Here is a 16,708-nt window from a genome sequence, read left to right as displayed (position 1 = left end):
CCGGGCACCAGAGGGGAAGGCCGTGGCGTCGAAGGTGGTCTGCTACGTGGTGGAGAGTCTGGACGACGGTCCCGCCTTTGCGGTCCGTCAGGACAACGATCAGCAGGTCTTCATTCCCAAGGCACAGGCCGAGGAGCTGAACCTCGTCGAGTTCGACGAGGTCGAGGCGATCGTGGTGCGCAACACGCTGCAGCCGGACAAGACCCCATGGTTCGCGCTGCGGGTCAGACGGGTTCCCGCTCCGCCGGCGTGAGGCCGTTCACGCAAAGGGCGCTCCTGCATGGGTGTCGAGCAGATGCCGGGCCAGCAACGGCGCGGCTGCCGCACCGAGAGCCCGGGCGGGGGCCCCGATGGTGCCTTCCTCGATCCGAACGGGTGCGAGCCCGCGCATGTCGAAACGCTTCAGGGCCGTCCGGCTCTGCGCCACAAGAGCGGTCCTGACCTCGGCAGGCATCGCCCCGTCGACCAGCACGGCCTCGAAATCGATGACGGCACAGACGGTGACGGCCGCCCGGGCGATCTCGCCCGCCGTGTGGGTGATCCAGCGCTCGAGGATCGCGCCGAAGACGCTCCAGTCCTGCGGCTGCGCCCACAGACGCTCGGCCGGCAGGTCCGCACGCCGGATGGCCTCCTCCAGAAGGAAGAGCGAGGCGGTTTCGATCAGCTGGCGGCATCGTCCGCCGGGGCCCGGCGCCGGCAGCGAGCCGAACGCGGCGGCGTTGCCCGTGGGCCCCTCGACCACCGAGTGGTTGAGGACGATCCCCCCGCCGATGAACGAACCCACGAAGAAGTAGGCATAGGCCCCGAACTCGCGACCACGTCCGAAGATGTGTTCGGCCCTGGCCGCGGCCGTTCCGTCATTGGCCATGAGAACCGGCAGGTCGCAGAACTCGCCGACCGCTTGGACGAGATCGAACCCCCGCCAGGCATCCAGCGCGCCAAGGGGTGCGCCGATGGTCTCGTGCCAGTGCCAGATCTCGGACGGCATTGCCACGCCGATGCCTGCAATCCGGTCCAGCCACGGCTCGGGCAGATCCTGCCGGAGGGAGCCGAGACCCTCCCGGAGAAAGCGCAGGATCTCGTCCGGCTCGGGCCAGCGATAGGTCGTGTGCCTCTCGCCGCGCAGGCGGCCGGCGAAGTCCACCAGAAGCAGGTCCGCGCTGCGCCGGCCGATCTTGAGCCCGAAGGCGAAGGCTCCGTCCGGGGCGAGCGAGACGGGAACGGAGGGTTTTCCGATCCGTCCCCGCTGCGGCTCTCCCCGGGCCACGAGACCATCGGCATCGAGGCTGCGCAGGATGACCGACACCGTCTGGGGCGACAGCCCCGCGAGACGCGCCAGATCGCTGGCGGGCATCGGCCCGCGCCTCTGCAGCGTGGACAGAAGAAGGCGCGCATTGTGGTCTCGCAGACCCTGCTGGTTGGCGCCCGGACCGAGATGACGCACGTCTGCCGAAGCCATGCCGGCTCCTCCCGGCCGAACCTTGGGTGGACCTGATAAATAAGTCAACAGGATTTATTTATTGGCAGGAGATGGTCGTTCACGTAGAATGTCCGCAGCCTCGGCGGGGTGCCGGGCACAGGCGGACGGGAGCCAACCCGTCACGCTTTCGGGAGGACCATCATGAAGATTCTTCTTGCGGGAACCGCGCTGTCCGTTCTGGCCCTTGCCGGGGCGGCCAGCGCACAGGAGAGCATCTCGGCCTGTCTCATCACCAAGACGGAGACGAACCCGTTCTTCGTGAAGATGCGCGAAGGGGCCGAGGCCAAGGCGGCCGAGCTGGGCATCACCCTGAGTTCGTTCGCAGGCACAGTGGACGGGGATCACGAATCCCAGGTGCAGGCCATCGAGACCTGCATCGCCTCGGGTGCCTCCGGCATCCTGATCGCGGCGTCGGACACCTCGGCCATCGTCTCGTCGATCCAGCAGGCGCGCGATGCCGGGCTTCTGGTGATTGCCCTCGATACCCCGCTCAATCCGAGTGACGCGGCGGATGCCACCTTTGCAACCGACAACTTCCAGGCCGGCCTCCTGATCGGCCAGTATGCCGCCGCCGCGCTGGGCGAGGAGGCTGCGGATGCGCGCATCGCAATGCTCAACCTCGGTGTCAACCAGCCGACGGTCGATGTGCTCCGCAATCAGGGGTTCCTGACTGGCTTCGGCATCGATGTGGGCGATCCCAACCGCTGGGGAGATGAAACGGACCCGCGCATCGTCGGGCAGGACGTGACCGCCGGCAACGAGGAAGGCGGGCGGACGGCGATGGAGAACATTCTGGCCGCCAATCCGGACGTGAACGTCGTCTATACGATCAACGAGCCCTCGGCCGCCGGAGCTTACGAGGCGCTGCGCGCCGTGGGCCGCGAGAACGAGGTCCTGATCGTGTCCGTGGACGGAGGCTGTCCGGGCGTCCAGAACGTCCGCGACGGCGTCATCGCCGCGACGTCCCAGCAATATCCCCTCCAGATGGCGGCGCTCGGGATCGAAGCGATCTACCAGTATGCCCAGGACGGCACCCTGCCGGAGCCGACCGAAGGCAAGGACTTCTTCGACACGGGCGTGGCGCTCGTCGCGGCGGAGCCCGTGGAGGGCGTGGAATCGATCTCGGTCGAGGAGGGTCTCGAACTCTGCTGGGGCTGAGATCGATATGAAGGCTTGATCGCCGGGGCGATCGGGCCGCACAGTCCCCCTGCCGGGACGGGGAACCCGTCCCGGTCGCTTGACCCGGGCTCTCGTGCGGAGGAGGCGATGAGCGGAAGCGACAATTTCGAAGCCGTGGTGAGGGAGCGCCGGACCGAGGCGGTGGCCGAGTTCCAGCAGGACCGGACCCTGCTGCACCGCTTCCAGCATGCGCTGCATGTGACGCCCGCGCTGGTGCCGATGATCGTCCTCGCCGCCTCCATCCTGCTCTTCGGCGTGGTGATCGGCGGGCGGTTCTTCTCGGCCTCGTCGCTGACGCTGATCCTTCAGCAGGTCCAGATCGTGGGCATCGTCGCGGCCGCCCAGACGCTGGTCATCCTGACGGCCGGCATCGACCTCTCGGTCGGCGCGATCACCGTCCTGTCCTCCGTGGTCATGGGTCAGTTCGCCTTCCGCTACGGCCTGCCGACGGAGGTGGCGATCCTCGCGGGGCTCACCCTGGGATTGCTGCTGGGAGCCATGAACGGCTGGCTGGTGGCGGTGATGAAGCTGCCCCCCTTCATCGTCACGCTGGGAACCTGGCAGATCATCCTGGCCGCGAACTACCTCTATTCCCGCAACGAGACGATCCGGGCGCAGGAGATCGCGGCCGAAGCCCCGCTTCTGCAATTCTTCGGCCGGACCTTCCGGATCGGGGCCGACGAGGCCGGGCGCGGTGGCGCGACCTTCACCTATGGCGTGATCTTCATGATCCTTCTCGTGCTACTTCTCGCCTACGCGCTGCGGCACACGGCCTGGGGGCGGCATGTCTATGCCGTGGGCGACGACCCCGAGGCGGCCCAGCTTTCGGGTGTGAACGTCCGGAGGACGCTGATCTCGGTCTATGCCCTCTCCGGGCTGATCTGCGCCTTTGCCGGCTGGGCGCTGATCGGCCGGATCGGATCGGTGTCCCCGACGTCGGGGGCCGAGCTCAACATCCAGTCGATCACGGCGGTGGTGATCGGAGGAATCTCCCTGTTCGGAGGGCGCGGTTCCATCCTCGGGGCGCTCTGCGGGGCACTCATCGTCGGCGTGTTCTCGCTCGGCCTGCGCCTGATGGGAGCCGACGCGCAGTGGACGTTCCTGTTCATCGGGGTCCTCATCATCGTCGCCGTGGCCGTGGACCAGTGGATCCGGAAGGTGGCCGCCTGATGCCTCTCGATCTTGATGCCCATCCCGACCGGAACGGACCCATCCTGACGGCGCGAGGCCTGACCAAACGCTTCGGCCGGGTCGTGGCGCTGGACCGCTGCGACTTCGATCTGAACCGGGGCGAGATCCTCGCGGTGATCGGCGACAACGGCGCAGGCAAGTCCACCCTCATCAAGGCGCTCTCGGGGGCGCTTCAACCCGACGAAGGGTCGATCTTCCTGGAAGGGCGACCGGTGCATTTCCGCAGCCCCAACGACGCCCGCGCCGCCGGGATCGAGACTGTCTATCAGACCCTCGCCATGTCACCGGCGCTCTCGATCGCGGACAACATGTTCATGGGCCGCGAGCTGCGGAAGCCAGGGCTCCTCGGGACGATCTTCCGCCAGCTCGACCGACCCCGGATGGAGCGTTTCGCCCGCGAGAAGCTGTCGGAGCTGGGACTCATGACGATCCAGAACATCAACCAGGCGGTTGAAACCCTGTCGGGCGGACAGAGGCAGGGCGTGGCGGTCGCCCGCGCGGCCGCCTTCGGCTCCAAGGTCATCATCCTCGACGAGCCGACGGCCGCGCTCGGCGTCAAGGAGAGCCGCCGGGTTCTGGAGCTCATCCTCGACGTGAAGTCGCGCGGCATCCCGATCATCCTGATCTCGCACAACATGCCGCATGTCTTCGAGGTCGCCGACCGGATCCACATCCACCGCCTGGGGCGCCGCCTCTGCGTGATCAATCCCCGCAACCACTCGATGTCCGACGCGGTCGCCTATATGACAGGGGCCAAGGCGCCCGATCGCGAGTTCGAGGACGCCTGAACCGCGGGAGGCCCGATGCTGGACATCTCGGCGCAGGTCAACGCGCTGGCCGAACAGGCCGTGCATCGGCTGGCCGAGCGGGAGCGGGTCCTCGTGGCGCTGGCGGGGGCCCCCGGGTCGGGCAAGTCCGCCCTGGCGGCAGCGGTTCACCGGCGGCTTCTCGCCCAGCGGATCGCAACCGAGGTGGTCACGCTCGACGGCTTCCACCTCGACAACACCGTGCTCGACGCCCGCGGCCTGCGCGCCCGCAAGGGCGCCCCCGAGACCTTCGACGCAGAGGGGTTCCTTCATCTGGTCCAGCGATTGCGGGCCGGAGGGGAGGTCGTGGCCCCCCTCTACGACCGGGTGCGCGATCTCTCGGTGGCGGGTGCGCTGGTCGTGCCGGCCGCCTGTCGCGTCGTGATCTGCGAAGGAAGCTACGTGCTGCTGGACGAGGAACCCTGGAGACGCCTGCTGCCCCTCTGGGATCTGAGGGCACGGCTCGATGTGCCGCTGCCGGAATTGCGGGCGCGGCTGATCCAGCGATGGCTCGATCTGGGCCTGTCGCGTGCGGCCGCGACCCGCCGGGCGGAAGCCAACGATCTGGCCAATGCCCGCCGGATGCAGGAACGGGCCCTGCCGGCCGAGATCGTCCTGGCGATCAGACCGGACGGAGCAGCCCATCGGCGGGTGCGGCATGGACTCTGACGGGCTCGCTTGCCGCCCGCCGGGGCAAGCCTATGATCGGGTCATGTCCAGCCCGGCCGCACCCGTCCTCGACTCCGATGCGATCCGGCGGCTGGATCAGGGGCTGCACGACGATCCGTTTGCCGTTCTCGGTCCCCATGACCATGACGGTGCCACCTGGGTGACCGCGCTCGATCCGGGGGCGGAAGAGATGGCCGCCCGCTGCGACGGGCGCGACTACCCCCTGCGCCGGGTGGGGCAGATCGTCTTTTCCGGTCCCATCCCCCCAGGCCGCCCCTACACGCTCCATGGCCGCGGATATGGTGGTCAGTGGGAGTACGAGGACGCCTACCGGTTCGGGCCGGTCCTGTCGGACTTCGACGAGTACCTTCTCGGCGAGGGCACGCATCTGGAGCTCTGGCGCGCGCTTGGGGCGCATCCCATGGTGCTGGCCGGTGTCGGAGGGACCCATTTCGCTGTGTGGGCTCCGAATGCGCATCGCGTCTCGGTCGTCGGGGATTTCAACGCCTGGGACGGGCGCCGGCATGTGATGCGTCGCCGGGGAGCCACCGGCGTGTGGGAGATCTTCGTCCCCCATGTCGGAGAGGGCGCAGCCTACAAGTACGAGATCCTCGCACGCGATGGCCGCCTTGTGCCCCTGAAGGCGGACCCGGTGGGGTTCGGGGCCCAGCACCCGCCCGAGACCGCCTCCGTCGTCCGCGACATCCGGGGCTACGGCTGGCGCGACGAGGCGTGGATGAGCACAAGGGCCGACCGCCAGCGCCGCGATGCGCCGATCGCGATCTACGAGGTCCATCTGGGAAGCTGGAAGCGCATCTGGAACCAGGGAGGTCGCCCCCTCTCCTATCGCGAGGCGGCCGAGGATCTCGTCTCCTATGCTCGCGAGATGGGGTTCACCCATCTCGAGTTCATGCCGCTGTCGGAATATCCGTTCGACGGGTCATGGGGGTATCAGCCGGTCGGCCTTTATGCGCCGACGATCCGTTTCGGTCCCCCGCACGAGTTCCGCGATCTTGTCGATGCCGCGCATCGCGCCGGGCTCGGGGTCCTGCTCGACTGGGTTCCCGGTCACTTCCCCTCCGACCCCCACGGTCTGGCCCGCTTCGACGGAACGGCCCTCTACGAGCATCAGGACCCGCGCGAGGGGTTTCACCAGGACTGGAACACGCTGATCTACAACTATGGCCGCCGCGAGGTGCAGAACTTCCTCGTCGCTAACGCCCTGTATTGGCTCGAGGAATATCATGTGGACGGCCTGCGCGTGGATGCCGTCGCGTCCATGCTTTATCGCGACTATTCCCGCCGTCCGGGAGAGTGGATCCCCAACATCCACGGGGGGCGGGAGAATCTCGAAGCTATTGCCTTCCTGCGCCGCATGAACGCGACGGCCTATGGACGGCATCCGGGGATCATGACCGTCGCCGAGGAGAGCACCTCCTTTCCCGGCGTGTCGCACCCGACCCATGCGGGCGGTCTGGGCTTCGGGTACAAGTGGAACATGGGGTGGATGAACGACACGCTCCGCTACATGGCGCTCGACCCCGTCCACCGGAAATATCACCACCACCTGATGACCTTCGGGCTCCACTACGCCTTCAGCGAGAACTTCGTCCTGCCCATCAGCCATGACGAGGTCGTTCACGGCAAGGGTTCCATGGTGGCCAAGATGCCCGGCGGCTGGTGGGAGAAATGCGCCAACCTGCGCGCCTATTACGGTTTCATGTGGGGTCATCCGGGCAAGAAGCTCCTGTTCATGGGGTGCGAGTTCGGACAACGCGCCGAATGGAACCACCAGACGCAGATCGACTGGGACGCGCCGGCTCACGGACCGGAGCATCGGGGCATCCAGCGCCTGGTGCGCGACCTGAACACCCTCTACCGCGCCCTGCCCGCGCTCCATGCGCGCGACTGCGAGCCCGAAGGTTTCCGCTGGATTGAAGGCGGCGATGCCGACAACTCGATCCTGGCTTGGGCCCGGTTCGGGTTCGAGCGCGATGCGCCCTGCGTCGTGGTGTGCAACTTCACACCGGTCGAGCGCCGGTCCCACCGGATCGGCTTGCCCGCTCCGGGCCGCTGGACCGAGGCCATCAACACCGATGCCGCGCTCTATGGCGGAGGGAACCGGGGCAATGCCGGCGGCGTCGTGGCCGAGGAGCGCCCGTGGATGGGGCAGCCCTGGTCGGCCGAGATGACCCTGCCACCCCTCTCGACGCTGATCTTCCGCTTGGATCGCTGAGGGACGGGAGGCCCGCAACCATGCCGCAGAGCCGCAGACTGACGCAGAGAACGATGGCCTTCGTCCTGGCCGGTGGCCGGGGAAGCCGGCTCCGGGAACTGACGGATCGCCGGGTGAAGCCTGCGGTCTATTTCGGCGGCAAGGCGCGGATCATCGACTTTGCACTGTCGAACGCCATGAACTCGGGGATCCGCAAGATCGGTGTCGCCACCCAGTACAAGGCCCACTCGCTCATCCGCCACATCCAGCGCGGCTGGAGCAACTCGTTCTGGGCGGAGCGGGGCGAATTTCTCGACATCATGCCGGCCTCGCAGCGGATGGGCGAGGATCTGTGGTATCGCGGAACGGCCGATGCGGTGACCCAGAACATCGACATCGTGGACAGCTACGATGTCGAATACATCATCATTCTCGCCGGCGACCACATCTACAAGATGGATTACGAGATCATGGTCCGCGAGCATTGCGAAAGCGGCGCGGACGTGACCATCGGCTGTCTGACGGTCCCGCGCGAGGAGGCGAGCGCCTTCGGCGTCATGGCCACCGATGCCGAGGGACGGATCACGAGCTTTCTCGAGAAACCGGCCGATCCTCCCGCCACTCCCGAAGATCCGGCCAAGTCGCTCGCCTCCATGGGCATCTACGTGTTCGCCTGGGACTTCCTGCGCGATCTGCTGCTGCGGGACGCCAACAGGGCGGATTCGAGCCACGATTTCGGCAACGATCTCATCCCAGACATCGTGGCCCGCGGCGGAGCGCGTGCCCACCGTTTCGATGTCTCCTGCGTGCGCGACCCTGGCGCGCCAGCCTACTGGAAGGACGTGGGCACGATCGACGCGTTCTGGCAGGCCAACATCGATCTGACCAACTTCATCCCCGACCTGAACCTGTGGGATCGCGACTGGCCCATCTGGACCTATTCGGAAACCACGCCGCCCGCCAAGTTCATCCACGACGAGGACGGTCGCCGCGGCAGCGCCGTCTCCTCCATGGTGTCCGGCGGCTGCATCGTCTCGGGAACGGAGGTGCGCAACTCGCTGCTCTTCACGCAGGTCCACACGAATTCCTTCGCCGTGCTGGATCATGCGGTCGTGCTTCCCTATGTGACCGTGAACCGGCACGCGCGCCTGCGGCGCGTGGTGATCGACCGCGGCGTGACGATCCCCGACGGGCTCGTCGTGGGAGAGGACCCGCAGGAGGATGCCCGCTGGTTCCGCGTCACCGAGCGCGGCATCACCCTCATCACCCAGACGATGCTGGACCGCCGAGCTGCGGCGCGATGATGCGGGTTCTCTCCGTTGCAAGCGAATGCAGCCCGGTGGTCAAAACGGGCGGGCTTGCGGATGTCGTGGGCGCCCTGCCCGCGGCTCTGGCCGCCGAAGGGGTCGAGATGCGGGTGCTGCTCCCCGGCTATCCGCAGGTGCTCCGCGCCGTCGACCGCACGGGGCCCGTGATGGAGGAGTGGGACCTGTTCGGAGGGCCGGCCCGGGTGGTGTCGGCACAGGCTGCTGGACTCGACCTTCTGGTTGTCGAGGCTCCGCATCTCTACGACAGGCCCGGCTCGATCTATCTCGGTCCCGACGGTCACGACTGGCCGGACAACCCCGAGCGGTTCGCCGGTCTCTGCTGGATGGCGGCGCGGATCGGCCGGGAGGGTCTCGGCGGCTGGCAGCCGGATGTGCTGCACTGCCATGACTGGCAGGGCGCGCTCGTGCCCGAATACTGCCCCCGCACCCCGGGCGAGCGGCCCGGCATCGTGCTGACGATCCACAACATGGCCTTTCACGGTCTGGCGCCCCCGTCGCGTGTGGGCTCGCTCCGTTTGGACCCCTGGCGCTTTCATGCGGAGGGCTACGAGTACTGGGGGCAGATCTCGGCTCTCAAGGCGGGGCTGCTGGGTGCGGACCGGCTGACCACCGTGTCGCCGACCTATGCCGCCGAACTCATGCGGCCAGAGGGGGGAATGGGCCTGGACGGCGTCATGCGCCGCCGGCGGGAGGTGGTCTCCGGCATCCTGAACGGGATCGACGAGGACGCCTGGAACCCCGCGACCGATCCGGCGGTGGCGGCACCCTACGACTCCCCCGAGGGCAAGGCTCCGAACAAGGCGGCGCTGCGAGCGGAGATGGGCCTCGCCGACGCGCCCGGCCCGCTCTGCGTCGTCGTCTCGCGCCTGACGAGCCAGAAGGGGCTGGACATGCTGCTGGGCGTGCTGCCGGCGCTGCTCGAACGCGGCGGCCAGCTTGCACTTCTCGGGTCGGGCGAGGCCTGGATGGAGCAGGCCTTCCGCGACGCCGCAGGTCCCTCGGTGGCGGTCCGCATCGGCTATGACGAGGCCCTGTCGCACCGCCTTCTGGCGGGAGGGGATGCGATTCTCGTGCCGTCCCGCTTCGAGCCGTGCGGTCTCACCCAACTTTACGGGCTGCGTTATGGAACGATCCCGGTGGTCGGCTTCACCGGGGGACTGGTCGATACGGTCATCAACGCCTCGCCGGCGGCGCTCGCGGTCGGCGTAGCCACGGGGCTCCAGTTCCATCCGGTCACGGCCGATGCGCTGCACGGAGCGCTCTCCCGGCTCTGCGACCTGTGGCACGATCGCGACGTCTGGCTCCGAATGCAGCGCAATGCGATGGCCCAGCCCGTCGGCTGGGCTCCGTCGGCCAAGGCGTATGCCCGCCTCTATCGGGACATCGCCCCGGTCCGATGATCCGCCACGGACCGATCGAGGAGGGCCTGCCCTATCCGCTGGGGGCAACCTGGGATGGCGGCGGCGTCAACTTTGCCGTCTTCTCCCAGCATGCCTCCGCGATCACGCTGTGCCTTTTCTCGCCGGACGGCAGGCACGAGGTCGAACGCATCACGCTGCCCGAGCGCTGCGGCCATGTCTGGCACGGCTATGTGCCGGGTCTGGGGCCCGGAACGCTGTACGGGTTGCGCGCGCACGGCCCCTATCGACCGGACGAGGGCCACCGGTTCAATCATCACAAGCTGCTGCTCGACCCCTATGCACGGCTCCTGACCGGGGCGCCGGAATGGGACGACGCCTTGTTCGGCTACGACACGCGCGCCCGTCATGCCGATCTGACCTTCGACACGCGGGACTCGGTCCGGTTCATGCCGCGCTGCGTGGTGGTGGACCCGTCCTTCGACTGGGACGGGGACCGCGCCCCGCGCACCCCTCTGACCGACACCGTCATCTACGAGGCGCATGTGCGCGGCCTCACGATGGAGCGGCGCGACGTGCCCCTCCGGGGCACCTTCGAAGGGCTGGCCTCGGAACCCGTTCTCGACCATCTGCTGCGGCTCGGGGTCACGGCGATCGAGCTGCTGCCGGTCCAGGCCTTTCTGGACGACCGGTTCCTGGTCGAGCGGGGATTGCGGAACTACTGGGGGTACATGACGCTCGGCTTCTTCGCCCCCGAGCCGCGCTATCTGGGCGCCGCCGGGATCGACGGCTTCAAGCGGATGGTCCGCCGCTTCCACGAGGCCGGGATCGAGGTCATTCTCGACGTGGTCTACAACCACACCTGCGAGGGCAACCAGATGGGCCCGACGCTGAGCTTCCGGGGTCTCGACAACGCCAGCTACTACCGGCTTGCGGAAACGCCGCGCTACTATCTCAACGACACCGGGACGGGCAACACGCTCAACACCGATCATCCCATGGTCCTGCGCATGGTCATGGATTCCCTGCGCTACTGGGCCGAGGTGATGCATGTGGACGGCTTCCGCTTCGATCTGGCACCGGCCTTGGCGCGCACGCCCCGCGGGTTCGACCGCAACCACCCTCTCATTCAGGCCATGCGGCAGGACCCTGTCCTAGCGAAGGTCAAGCTGATCGCCGAGCCGTGGGACGTAGGGCCCGGCGGATACCAGCTCGGGGCCTTTCCGGCTCCCTTTCTCGAATGGAACGACAAGTTCCGCGACCAGGTGCGACGCTTCTGGCGCGGCGATCCCGACATGGTCCGCAAGCTGGCCATGCGGCTGTCGGGATCGGCCCTGAAGTTCGACCATGACGGCCGCCCCGCCACCTCGTCGGTCAACTTCGTGACCGCCCATGACGGCTTCACGCTCTCCGATCTCGTCAGCTACCGCGAGAAGCACAACGAGGCCAACGGCGAGGACAACCGGGACGGGCACGGAGACAACAACAGCGACAACCTCGGAGTGGAGGGGCCGACGCAGGATCGGGCGATCCTCGCCGCCCGCGCGCAGCGGCGGCGCAACCTCATGGCGACGCTGATGCTCTCGCAGGGAACGCCGATGATCCTGGCGGGCGACGAAATCGGCAACTCGCAAGGCGGCAACAACAATGCCTATTGCCAGGACAATCCGATCGGATGGGTCAACTGGGACTCGGCGGACACCGAATTCCTCGAGTTCTGCCGCTCCATCATCGCGTTCCGCAAGCGTCATCCGATCCTGCGGCAGAAGCGGTTCCTCCATTCCCGGTCGCGCTCGATCGACGGCAAGGAGGACATCTTCTGGCGCCGTGCCGACGGCGCCCCGATGACCGAAGCCGACTGGAACAACATCGCGCAGCGTCACATCGCCGTGGAGCTGCGGACCGCAGAGGGAACGCCGCCCTATGCCGCTCGGGAAGAAGCCCTGTTCGCGGTGTTCAACGTGGGCGACGCGCTCGACGTGACACTGCCCGATCCGCCCGAAGGTCAGGGATGGGTCCGCCATGTCGATACGGCACGCCCCCATGCCCGACCCGTGCCGGTCCGCCGCGGCACGATTCCCGTGGCCGCCAATTCGATCGTCGTCCTCGCGCTCGAAGCCGTGGGCGAACAGAGGAGACAGTGATGCAGATCCATTCGGTCCCCACCCGACCCATTCCCGGACAGAAGCCCGGCACGAGCGGCCTGCGCAAGAAGACCCGCGTGTTCATGGAACACCACTTCCTCGAGAACTACGTCCAGAGCATCTTCGACGGGATCGGAGGGATCGCCGGACGCACCCTCGTTCTGGGCGGCGACGGGCGCTATTTCAACGACCGGGCGGCCCAGGTCATCCTGCGCATGGCGGCCGCGAACGGCGCGACCCGGGTGATCGTCGGGCAGGATGCGATCCTGTCCACGCCCGCCGCCTCGCACCTGATCCGCTCGCGCGGCACGGACGGGGGCCTGATCCTGTCGGCCTCGCACAATCCCGGAGGACCCGAGGCCGATTTCGGCCTCAAGTACAACACGCCCAATGGCGGCCCCGCTCCCGAGGCCGTAACCGACCGCATCCATGCAGCCAGCCTCGCCATCAGCGAATACCGGATGCTCGATGCGCAGGATGTGGACCTCTCGCGACCCGGCCGGACGCGCCTCGGCTCCATGGACATCGAGATCGTGGACCCGGTGGCCGATTACGCCGCGCTGATGGAGAGGCTGTTCGACTTCGACGCGATCCGCGACCTGTTCCGGTCCGGCTTCCGCATGGTGTTCGATGCCATGCATGCCGTCACCGGCCCCTACGCCCGCGAGATCCTCGAGCGGCGCTTGGGGGCGGCCGAGGGGACGGTCCTCAACGGCCGGCCCCTGCCGGACTTCGGCGGCGGCCACCCGGACCCGAACCCGATCTGGGCGCGGGGGCTGGTCGAGCGCATGATGGCCGACGATGCCCCCGATTTCGGTGCGGCCTCCGACGGGGACGGGGATCGCAACATGATCGTCGGCAGGGGCCTCTATGTGACACCTTCCGACAGTCTTGCCCTTCTGGCGGCGCAGGCGCACCGGGCGCCGGCCTATCGGGCGGGCCTGCGGGGCGTGGCGCGCTCGATGCCCACCTCGGGGGCGGTGGACCGGGTGGCCGAGGCGCTGGGGATGCCCTGCTACGAGACCCCGACCGGCTGGAAGTTCTTCGGCAACCTGCTCGATGCCGGTCGCGTGACGCTCTGCGGCGAGGAGAGCGCCGGGACCGGCTCGGACCATGTGCGGGAAAAGGACGGCCTCTGGGCGGTGCTGCTCTGGCTCAACATCCTGGCCGACACGCGCCGCAGCGTGCGGGACCTCATGGAGGAGCACTGGTCCCGCTTCGGGCGCAACTACTACTCGCGCCACGATTACGAGGACATCCCCACCGACCGGGCGAACGCCCTCTACGAGGGTCTGCGCGCGGCCCTGCCCTCGCTGCCGGGCCGCACCGTGAGGTCGCTGCGGGTCTCGGCCGCGGACGAGTTTGCCTATGACGATCCCGTGGACGGGTCGCGGTCCGAGCGACAGGGTCTGCGGATCGTCTTCGAAGGCGGCGCCCGGATGGTCGTCCGCCTCTCCGGAACGGGCACCGAGGGTGCGACGCTGCGCGTCTATCTGGAGGTGCTCGAGACCGATCCGGCCCGGCTCCGTCTGGACCCTGCGGACGTCCTCGCTCCGCTGGCGCAGGCGGCCGAGGAGATCGCGCAGATCCGGCGCCATACAGGCCGCGAGGCGCCGGACGTCATCACCTGACGCCTAGCCTCCGGCCAGCCGGGCGATCCAGCCTCGCCGCGGTTCGCGACCTTCCAGGGCGGCGGCGAACCGCTCCACGAAGCCGTCCGCCACCCGCCGAGCCGCCATCTCCACCGCAAAGCCGGGAAGGGCGGCCAGGCGCCCCCCGACGCGGGCAGCCACGGTCCAGCTCAGCCGGGTGCCCGCGCCTTCGGGGGCCAGGCTGATCCGGGCTGTCCCCTGCGCGGCCCCCACCCCCGTCCCCTCGCCCGACGCGCGCAGGAATGCGCCCTCGCCGGGACGGACATCCTCCAGGTCGATCCGCCCCGTCAGGCGTGCCGTGAAGCCGCCCACGCCCCGCTCGGCGGTGATGTCGTAGCCGTTCTGCGGATCGCCCCGCATCGACTGGCAGCCGGGGATGAGGTCCTTCAGGAAGACCGGATCGATGAGGGCCTGCCACACCCGTTCGGGATCGGCCGCGATGAACCGCTGCCCTGCCAGTTCCATTCCGGGCTTCCTCCCGATCGCACCTGATGCCTAAGGGTAGGGCCCGCCGGGTTCCTCTTCCAGAGGAGGCGGACCCGTCCACGGGCGGCGCCTCCCGTCATTGGCGAAACGCAGGCGGACGCCGTCCGCCGCCGGCCAGACCGCGACCGCGCCGCGGGCGCGCAGCAGGTCCGCGTCGAGCGCGAGGCAGGGTCGCGGAAGGAGGTCGGTGCGGTTGGTCACGAGCAGATCGGCGCCTGCACATCCTTCGAGCCCGTCCAGCGCGCGCTGCCCCCGCACGAGCAGGACGGTCCGGGCGCCGATCCGGGCGGCGACGCTGCGCTCGTGACGCTCCAGACCGTGACGGTTGGCCGCCTCCTCCGGGGAGGCGGTGTCGCCGTCCGCCCGCAGCCAGGCCGACAGCGTGAATCTCTCTCCCGTCCCGCGAGAGAGGACCCGGCCCTCACCGGTCATCAGACCGATCACGCCGCCATCGGGCGAGATCAGGAGAGGCGGCCGCTCGGTCTGGGACCAGAGGGCGAGCCCCAGCGCCACGAGCGGCACCCCCAGCCAGCGCCCCCCGCCCCGCCAGAACAGCAGGACTGCCCCGCCCAGCACGATGAGCGGCAGAACGGCGGGACCCGGCGCGAGGACCGCCCGGGTCGCCCCGTCGAGGGCGGCCACCCGCTCGGCCACAAGGAGGGTCCAGCGGCAGCCGAGGTCCACCATCAGGAGCGCGGGCTGGACAAGCCCGAACGGTGCGCCGATCGCCAGGAGGACCGCTCCCGGCATCACCAGAACGCCCATCGCCGGCGTGGCGAGCAGGTTGGCCAGCAGGCCGTAGGTTGCGACGCGGTTGAAATGGGCGGCGGCAAAAGGTGCCGTCGCGATCCCTGCTACCAGGGAGGCCAGCAGAAGGGCCACCACCGGGCCGGCTAGGCCCAAACGCAGCGTCAGGTGCCGCACGCGGCTTGCGCCGAAGGCCCAGGCGAGGGCCGCGACGGCGGCAAAGGACATCTGGAAGCCCGCATTCACGAGGGTCTCGGGCCGCAGGGCCAGCACGACAAAGGCGGCGATCGCAATGGACCGGAGCGTGACCGCCTGCCGGTCGCACAGCACCGCGAGGAGCATCACCGCCACCATCACGAAGGCCCGCTCCGTCGCGACGTCGCGCCCGGCCAGTGCGAGGTAGAAGGCCGCTGCCGGCAGGGCCGCAAGTGCGGCGGCCTTCTTGCCGTCAAGCCGCAGGGCCACGGGCGGGACAAGGGCGACCAGCCCCCGGACAAGCCCGAAGACGAAGGCGGTCAGCATCCCCATATGCATGCCGGAGATGGACACGATGTGATAGAGGCCGGAATCCCGCATCGCCGCCGTTGCCCGCGCCGACAGGCCGGACCGGTCCCCCGTGGTGACCGCGGCGGCCAGTCCGCCGGCATCGCCGGGGATGCGGGCGCGGATCGCGGCCGACAGGCGAAGGCGCAGCCGCGCAAGCCAGAGACCTCCCTGCGGCTCGCTCACGCTCAGGACGGGATTGTGCGTGTAGCCCACCGCACCCAGCCGCTCGAACCAGGCGGTGCGGCGGAAGTCGAATCCTCCCGGCTCGCTGGGCGGGGACGGTGGCGACAGGTGCCCCGTCAGCATCACCACCCGTCCCGCCTCGGCCCGCAGCCATCGCTGATCCCCGTGCAGCGAGATCCGGATGCGGTGCGGCGTCCGCGCGGGCGGAAGATCCGCGAGCACGACCCGGTCGAGGGTCAGGCGCAGCACGTCGCCGCCGGAGCGGTCCACCTCGACGATGCGTCCCTCGATGGGGCCGTGATAGCGGAAGGCGAGAACCGGAGCGGCCACCATCCGGCTGCGCAGACCCGCTGCACCCATTCCCGCCACCGCGAGGACGATCCCCAGGGCCGCGGGCGCCCAAGTCGGGCCGACCGTCCCGGCGGCGCGCCATGCTGCGATGCCCAGAGCGCCGAACAGGAGCCATGAGGTGAGCCCCGGTTCGTCCGGCGCGGCCAGATAGAGGCCGATGCCGGTCCCGAACGCCAGCGCCGCCCATGGCAGCAGATGTCCCCTCTGCGCCAGCAGGGCCGCCTCCGCCCCGCACCGCAGGACCCGCAGGGCGCGCCGTGCCGGTGCGTCGCGCCGTGCCCGCTCCAAGAGAGCCGCCGCCACTTGCCCCCCTACCCGGCCGAATCTATGCCCTCCACCAGACTGCCACAGGATGGTGAACAAAAGGTTAACA

13 protein-coding genes are annotated in these 16,708 nt (G+C 68.8%); 10 read left to right on the top strand and 3 right to left on the bottom strand.

Annotation, left to right across the window (positions count from 1 at the left end; genetic code table 11):
• The first annotated feature begins 22 nt into the window (after window positions 1-22).
• A complete protein-coding gene (locus GT358_RS04435; RefSeq protein WP_166581375.1) occupies window positions 23-253 on the top strand; it encodes an AbrB/MazE/SpoVT family DNA-binding domain-containing protein in 231 nt (76 codons plus the stop codon).
• A gap of 6 nt (window positions 254-259) precedes the next feature.
• On the opposite strand, the gene GT358_RS04430 is transcribed toward GT358_RS04435, so the two are convergent.
• Window positions 260-1,459 carry an ROK family transcriptional regulator gene (locus GT358_RS04430; protein WP_166581374.1) on the bottom strand — a complete coding sequence of 400 codons (1,200 nt, stop codon included), beginning with the start codon at window positions 1,457-1,459 and terminating at the stop codon, window positions 260-262.
• A gap of 162 nt (window positions 1,460-1,621) precedes the next feature.
• On the opposite strand from GT358_RS04430, the gene GT358_RS04425 reads away from it, so the two are divergent.
• The 9 genes from GT358_RS04425 to GT358_RS04385 all read left to right on the top strand — a co-directional run bounded on the left by GT358_RS04425 (window position 1,622) and on the right by GT358_RS04385 (window position 14,001).
• Window positions 1,622-2,638, top strand: coding sequence for a sugar ABC transporter substrate-binding protein (locus GT358_RS04425; protein ID WP_166581373.1), 1,017 nt, complete (start codon window positions 1,622-1,624; stop codon window positions 2,636-2,638).
• 108 nt (window positions 2,639-2,746) lie between these two features.
• Window positions 2,747-3,829, top strand: coding sequence for an ABC transporter permease (locus GT358_RS04420; RefSeq protein ID WP_166581372.1), 1,083 nt, complete (start codon window positions 2,747-2,749; stop codon window positions 3,827-3,829).
• Window positions 3,829-4,638, top strand: coding sequence for an ATP-binding cassette domain-containing protein (locus GT358_RS04415; RefSeq protein WP_166581371.1), 810 nt, complete (start codon window positions 3,829-3,831; stop codon window positions 4,636-4,638). Before GT358_RS04420 ends, GT358_RS04415 begins: the two co-directional genes overlap by 1 nt.
• 15 nt (window positions 4,639-4,653) lie before the next feature.
• On the top strand, window positions 4,654-5,325 hold the full coding sequence (locus GT358_RS04410; RefSeq protein ID WP_166581370.1) for a sugar transporter: 672 nt from the start codon (window positions 4,654-4,656) through the stop codon (window positions 5,323-5,325).
• A gap of 43 nt (window positions 5,326-5,368) precedes the next feature.
• Window positions 5,369-7,561, top strand: a complete 2,193-nt coding sequence (glgB, locus tag GT358_RS04405; protein WP_208103321.1) for a 1,4-alpha-glucan branching protein GlgB — start codon at window positions 5,369-5,371, stop codon at window positions 7,559-7,561.
• Window positions 7,562-7,581: 20 nt separating this feature from the next.
• Window positions 7,582-8,844, top strand: coding sequence for a glucose-1-phosphate adenylyltransferase (gene glgC, locus GT358_RS04400; protein ID WP_166581368.1), 1,263 nt, complete (start codon window positions 7,582-7,584; stop codon window positions 8,842-8,844).
• Window positions 8,841-10,268 (top strand): glycogen synthase GlgA, encoded by a 1,428-nt coding sequence (gene glgA / locus GT358_RS04395; RefSeq protein ID WP_166581367.1) that lies wholly within the window; start codon window positions 8,841-8,843, stop codon window positions 10,266-10,268. The genes glgC and glgA overlap by 4 nt, the downstream gene beginning before the upstream one ends.
• Window positions 10,265-12,370 carry a glycogen debranching protein GlgX gene (gene glgX, locus GT358_RS04390; RefSeq protein WP_166581366.1) on the top strand — a complete coding sequence of 702 codons (2,106 nt, stop codon included), beginning with the start codon at window positions 10,265-10,267 and terminating at the stop codon, window positions 12,368-12,370. Before glgA ends, glgX begins: the two co-directional genes overlap by 4 nt.
• Window positions 12,370-14,001, top strand: coding sequence for an alpha-D-glucose phosphate-specific phosphoglucomutase (locus tag GT358_RS04385; RefSeq protein WP_166581365.1), 1,632 nt, complete (start codon window positions 12,370-12,372; stop codon window positions 13,999-14,001). Before glgX ends, GT358_RS04385 begins: the two co-directional genes overlap by 1 nt.
• Before the next feature lie 3 nt (window positions 14,002-14,004).
• On the opposite strand, the gene GT358_RS04380 is transcribed toward GT358_RS04385, so the two are convergent.
• Together GT358_RS04380 and GT358_RS04375 are read right to left on the bottom strand one after the other, a co-directional pair.
• A complete protein-coding gene (locus tag GT358_RS04380) occupies window positions 14,005-14,487 on the bottom strand; it encodes a CoxG family protein (protein ID WP_166581364.1) in 483 nt (160 codons plus the stop codon).
• A 30-nt stretch (window positions 14,488-14,517) separates the two neighbouring features.
• Window positions 14,518-16,638 (bottom strand): ComEC/Rec2 family competence protein, encoded by a 2,121-nt coding sequence (locus GT358_RS04375; protein ID WP_371416217.1) that lies wholly within the window; start codon window positions 16,636-16,638, stop codon window positions 14,518-14,520.
• Window positions 16,639-16,708 lie beyond the last annotated feature (70 nt).

Source organism: Rubellimicrobium sp. CFH 75288 (genome assembly GCF_009904055.1).
In the GTDB taxonomy this organism is placed as follows: Bacteria; Pseudomonadota; Alphaproteobacteria; order Rhodobacterales; family Rhodobacteraceae; genus Rubellimicrobium.
Note: the sequence above shows the minus strand (reverse complement) of the source record. Positions and strands in the feature narration are given on the sequence as shown.

Bases quoted from the DNA above. Each gene is read 5' to 3' on its own strand.
- GT358_RS04430 (WP_166581374.1), bottom strand. From the start codon at position 1,459: ATGGCTTCGGCAGACGTGCGTCATCTCGGTCCGGGCGCCAACCAGCAG.
- GT358_RS04425 (WP_166581373.1), top strand. From the start codon at position 1,622: ATGAAGATTCTTCTTGCGGGAACCGCGCTGTCCGTTCTGGCCCTTGCC.
- GT358_RS04420 (WP_166581372.1), top strand. From the start codon at position 2,747: ATGAGCGGAAGCGACAATTTCGAAGCCGTGGTGAGGGAGCGCCGGACC.
- GT358_RS04415 (WP_166581371.1), top strand. From the start codon at position 3,829: ATGCCTCTCGATCTTGATGCCCATCCCGACCGGAACGGACCCATCCTG.
- GT358_RS04410 (WP_166581370.1), top strand. From the start codon at position 4,654: ATGCTGGACATCTCGGCGCAGGTCAACGCGCTGGCCGAACAGGCCGTG.
- glgB (WP_208103321.1), top strand. From the start codon at position 5,369: ATGTCCAGCCCGGCCGCACCCGTCCTCGACTCCGATGCGATCCGGCGG.
- glgC (WP_166581368.1), top strand. From the start codon at position 7,582: ATGCCGCAGAGCCGCAGACTGACGCAGAGAACGATGGCCTTCGTCCTG.
- glgA (WP_166581367.1), top strand. From the start codon at position 8,841: ATGATGCGGGTTCTCTCCGTTGCAAGCGAATGCAGCCCGGTGGTCAAA.
- glgX (WP_166581366.1), top strand. From the start codon at position 10,265: ATGATCCGCCACGGACCGATCGAGGAGGGCCTGCCCTATCCGCTGGGG.
- GT358_RS04385 (WP_166581365.1), top strand. From the start codon at position 12,370: ATGCAGATCCATTCGGTCCCCACCCGACCCATTCCCGGACAGAAGCCC.
- GT358_RS04380 (WP_166581364.1), bottom strand. From the start codon at position 14,487: ATGGAACTGGCAGGGCAGCGGTTCATCGCGGCCGATCCCGAACGGGTG.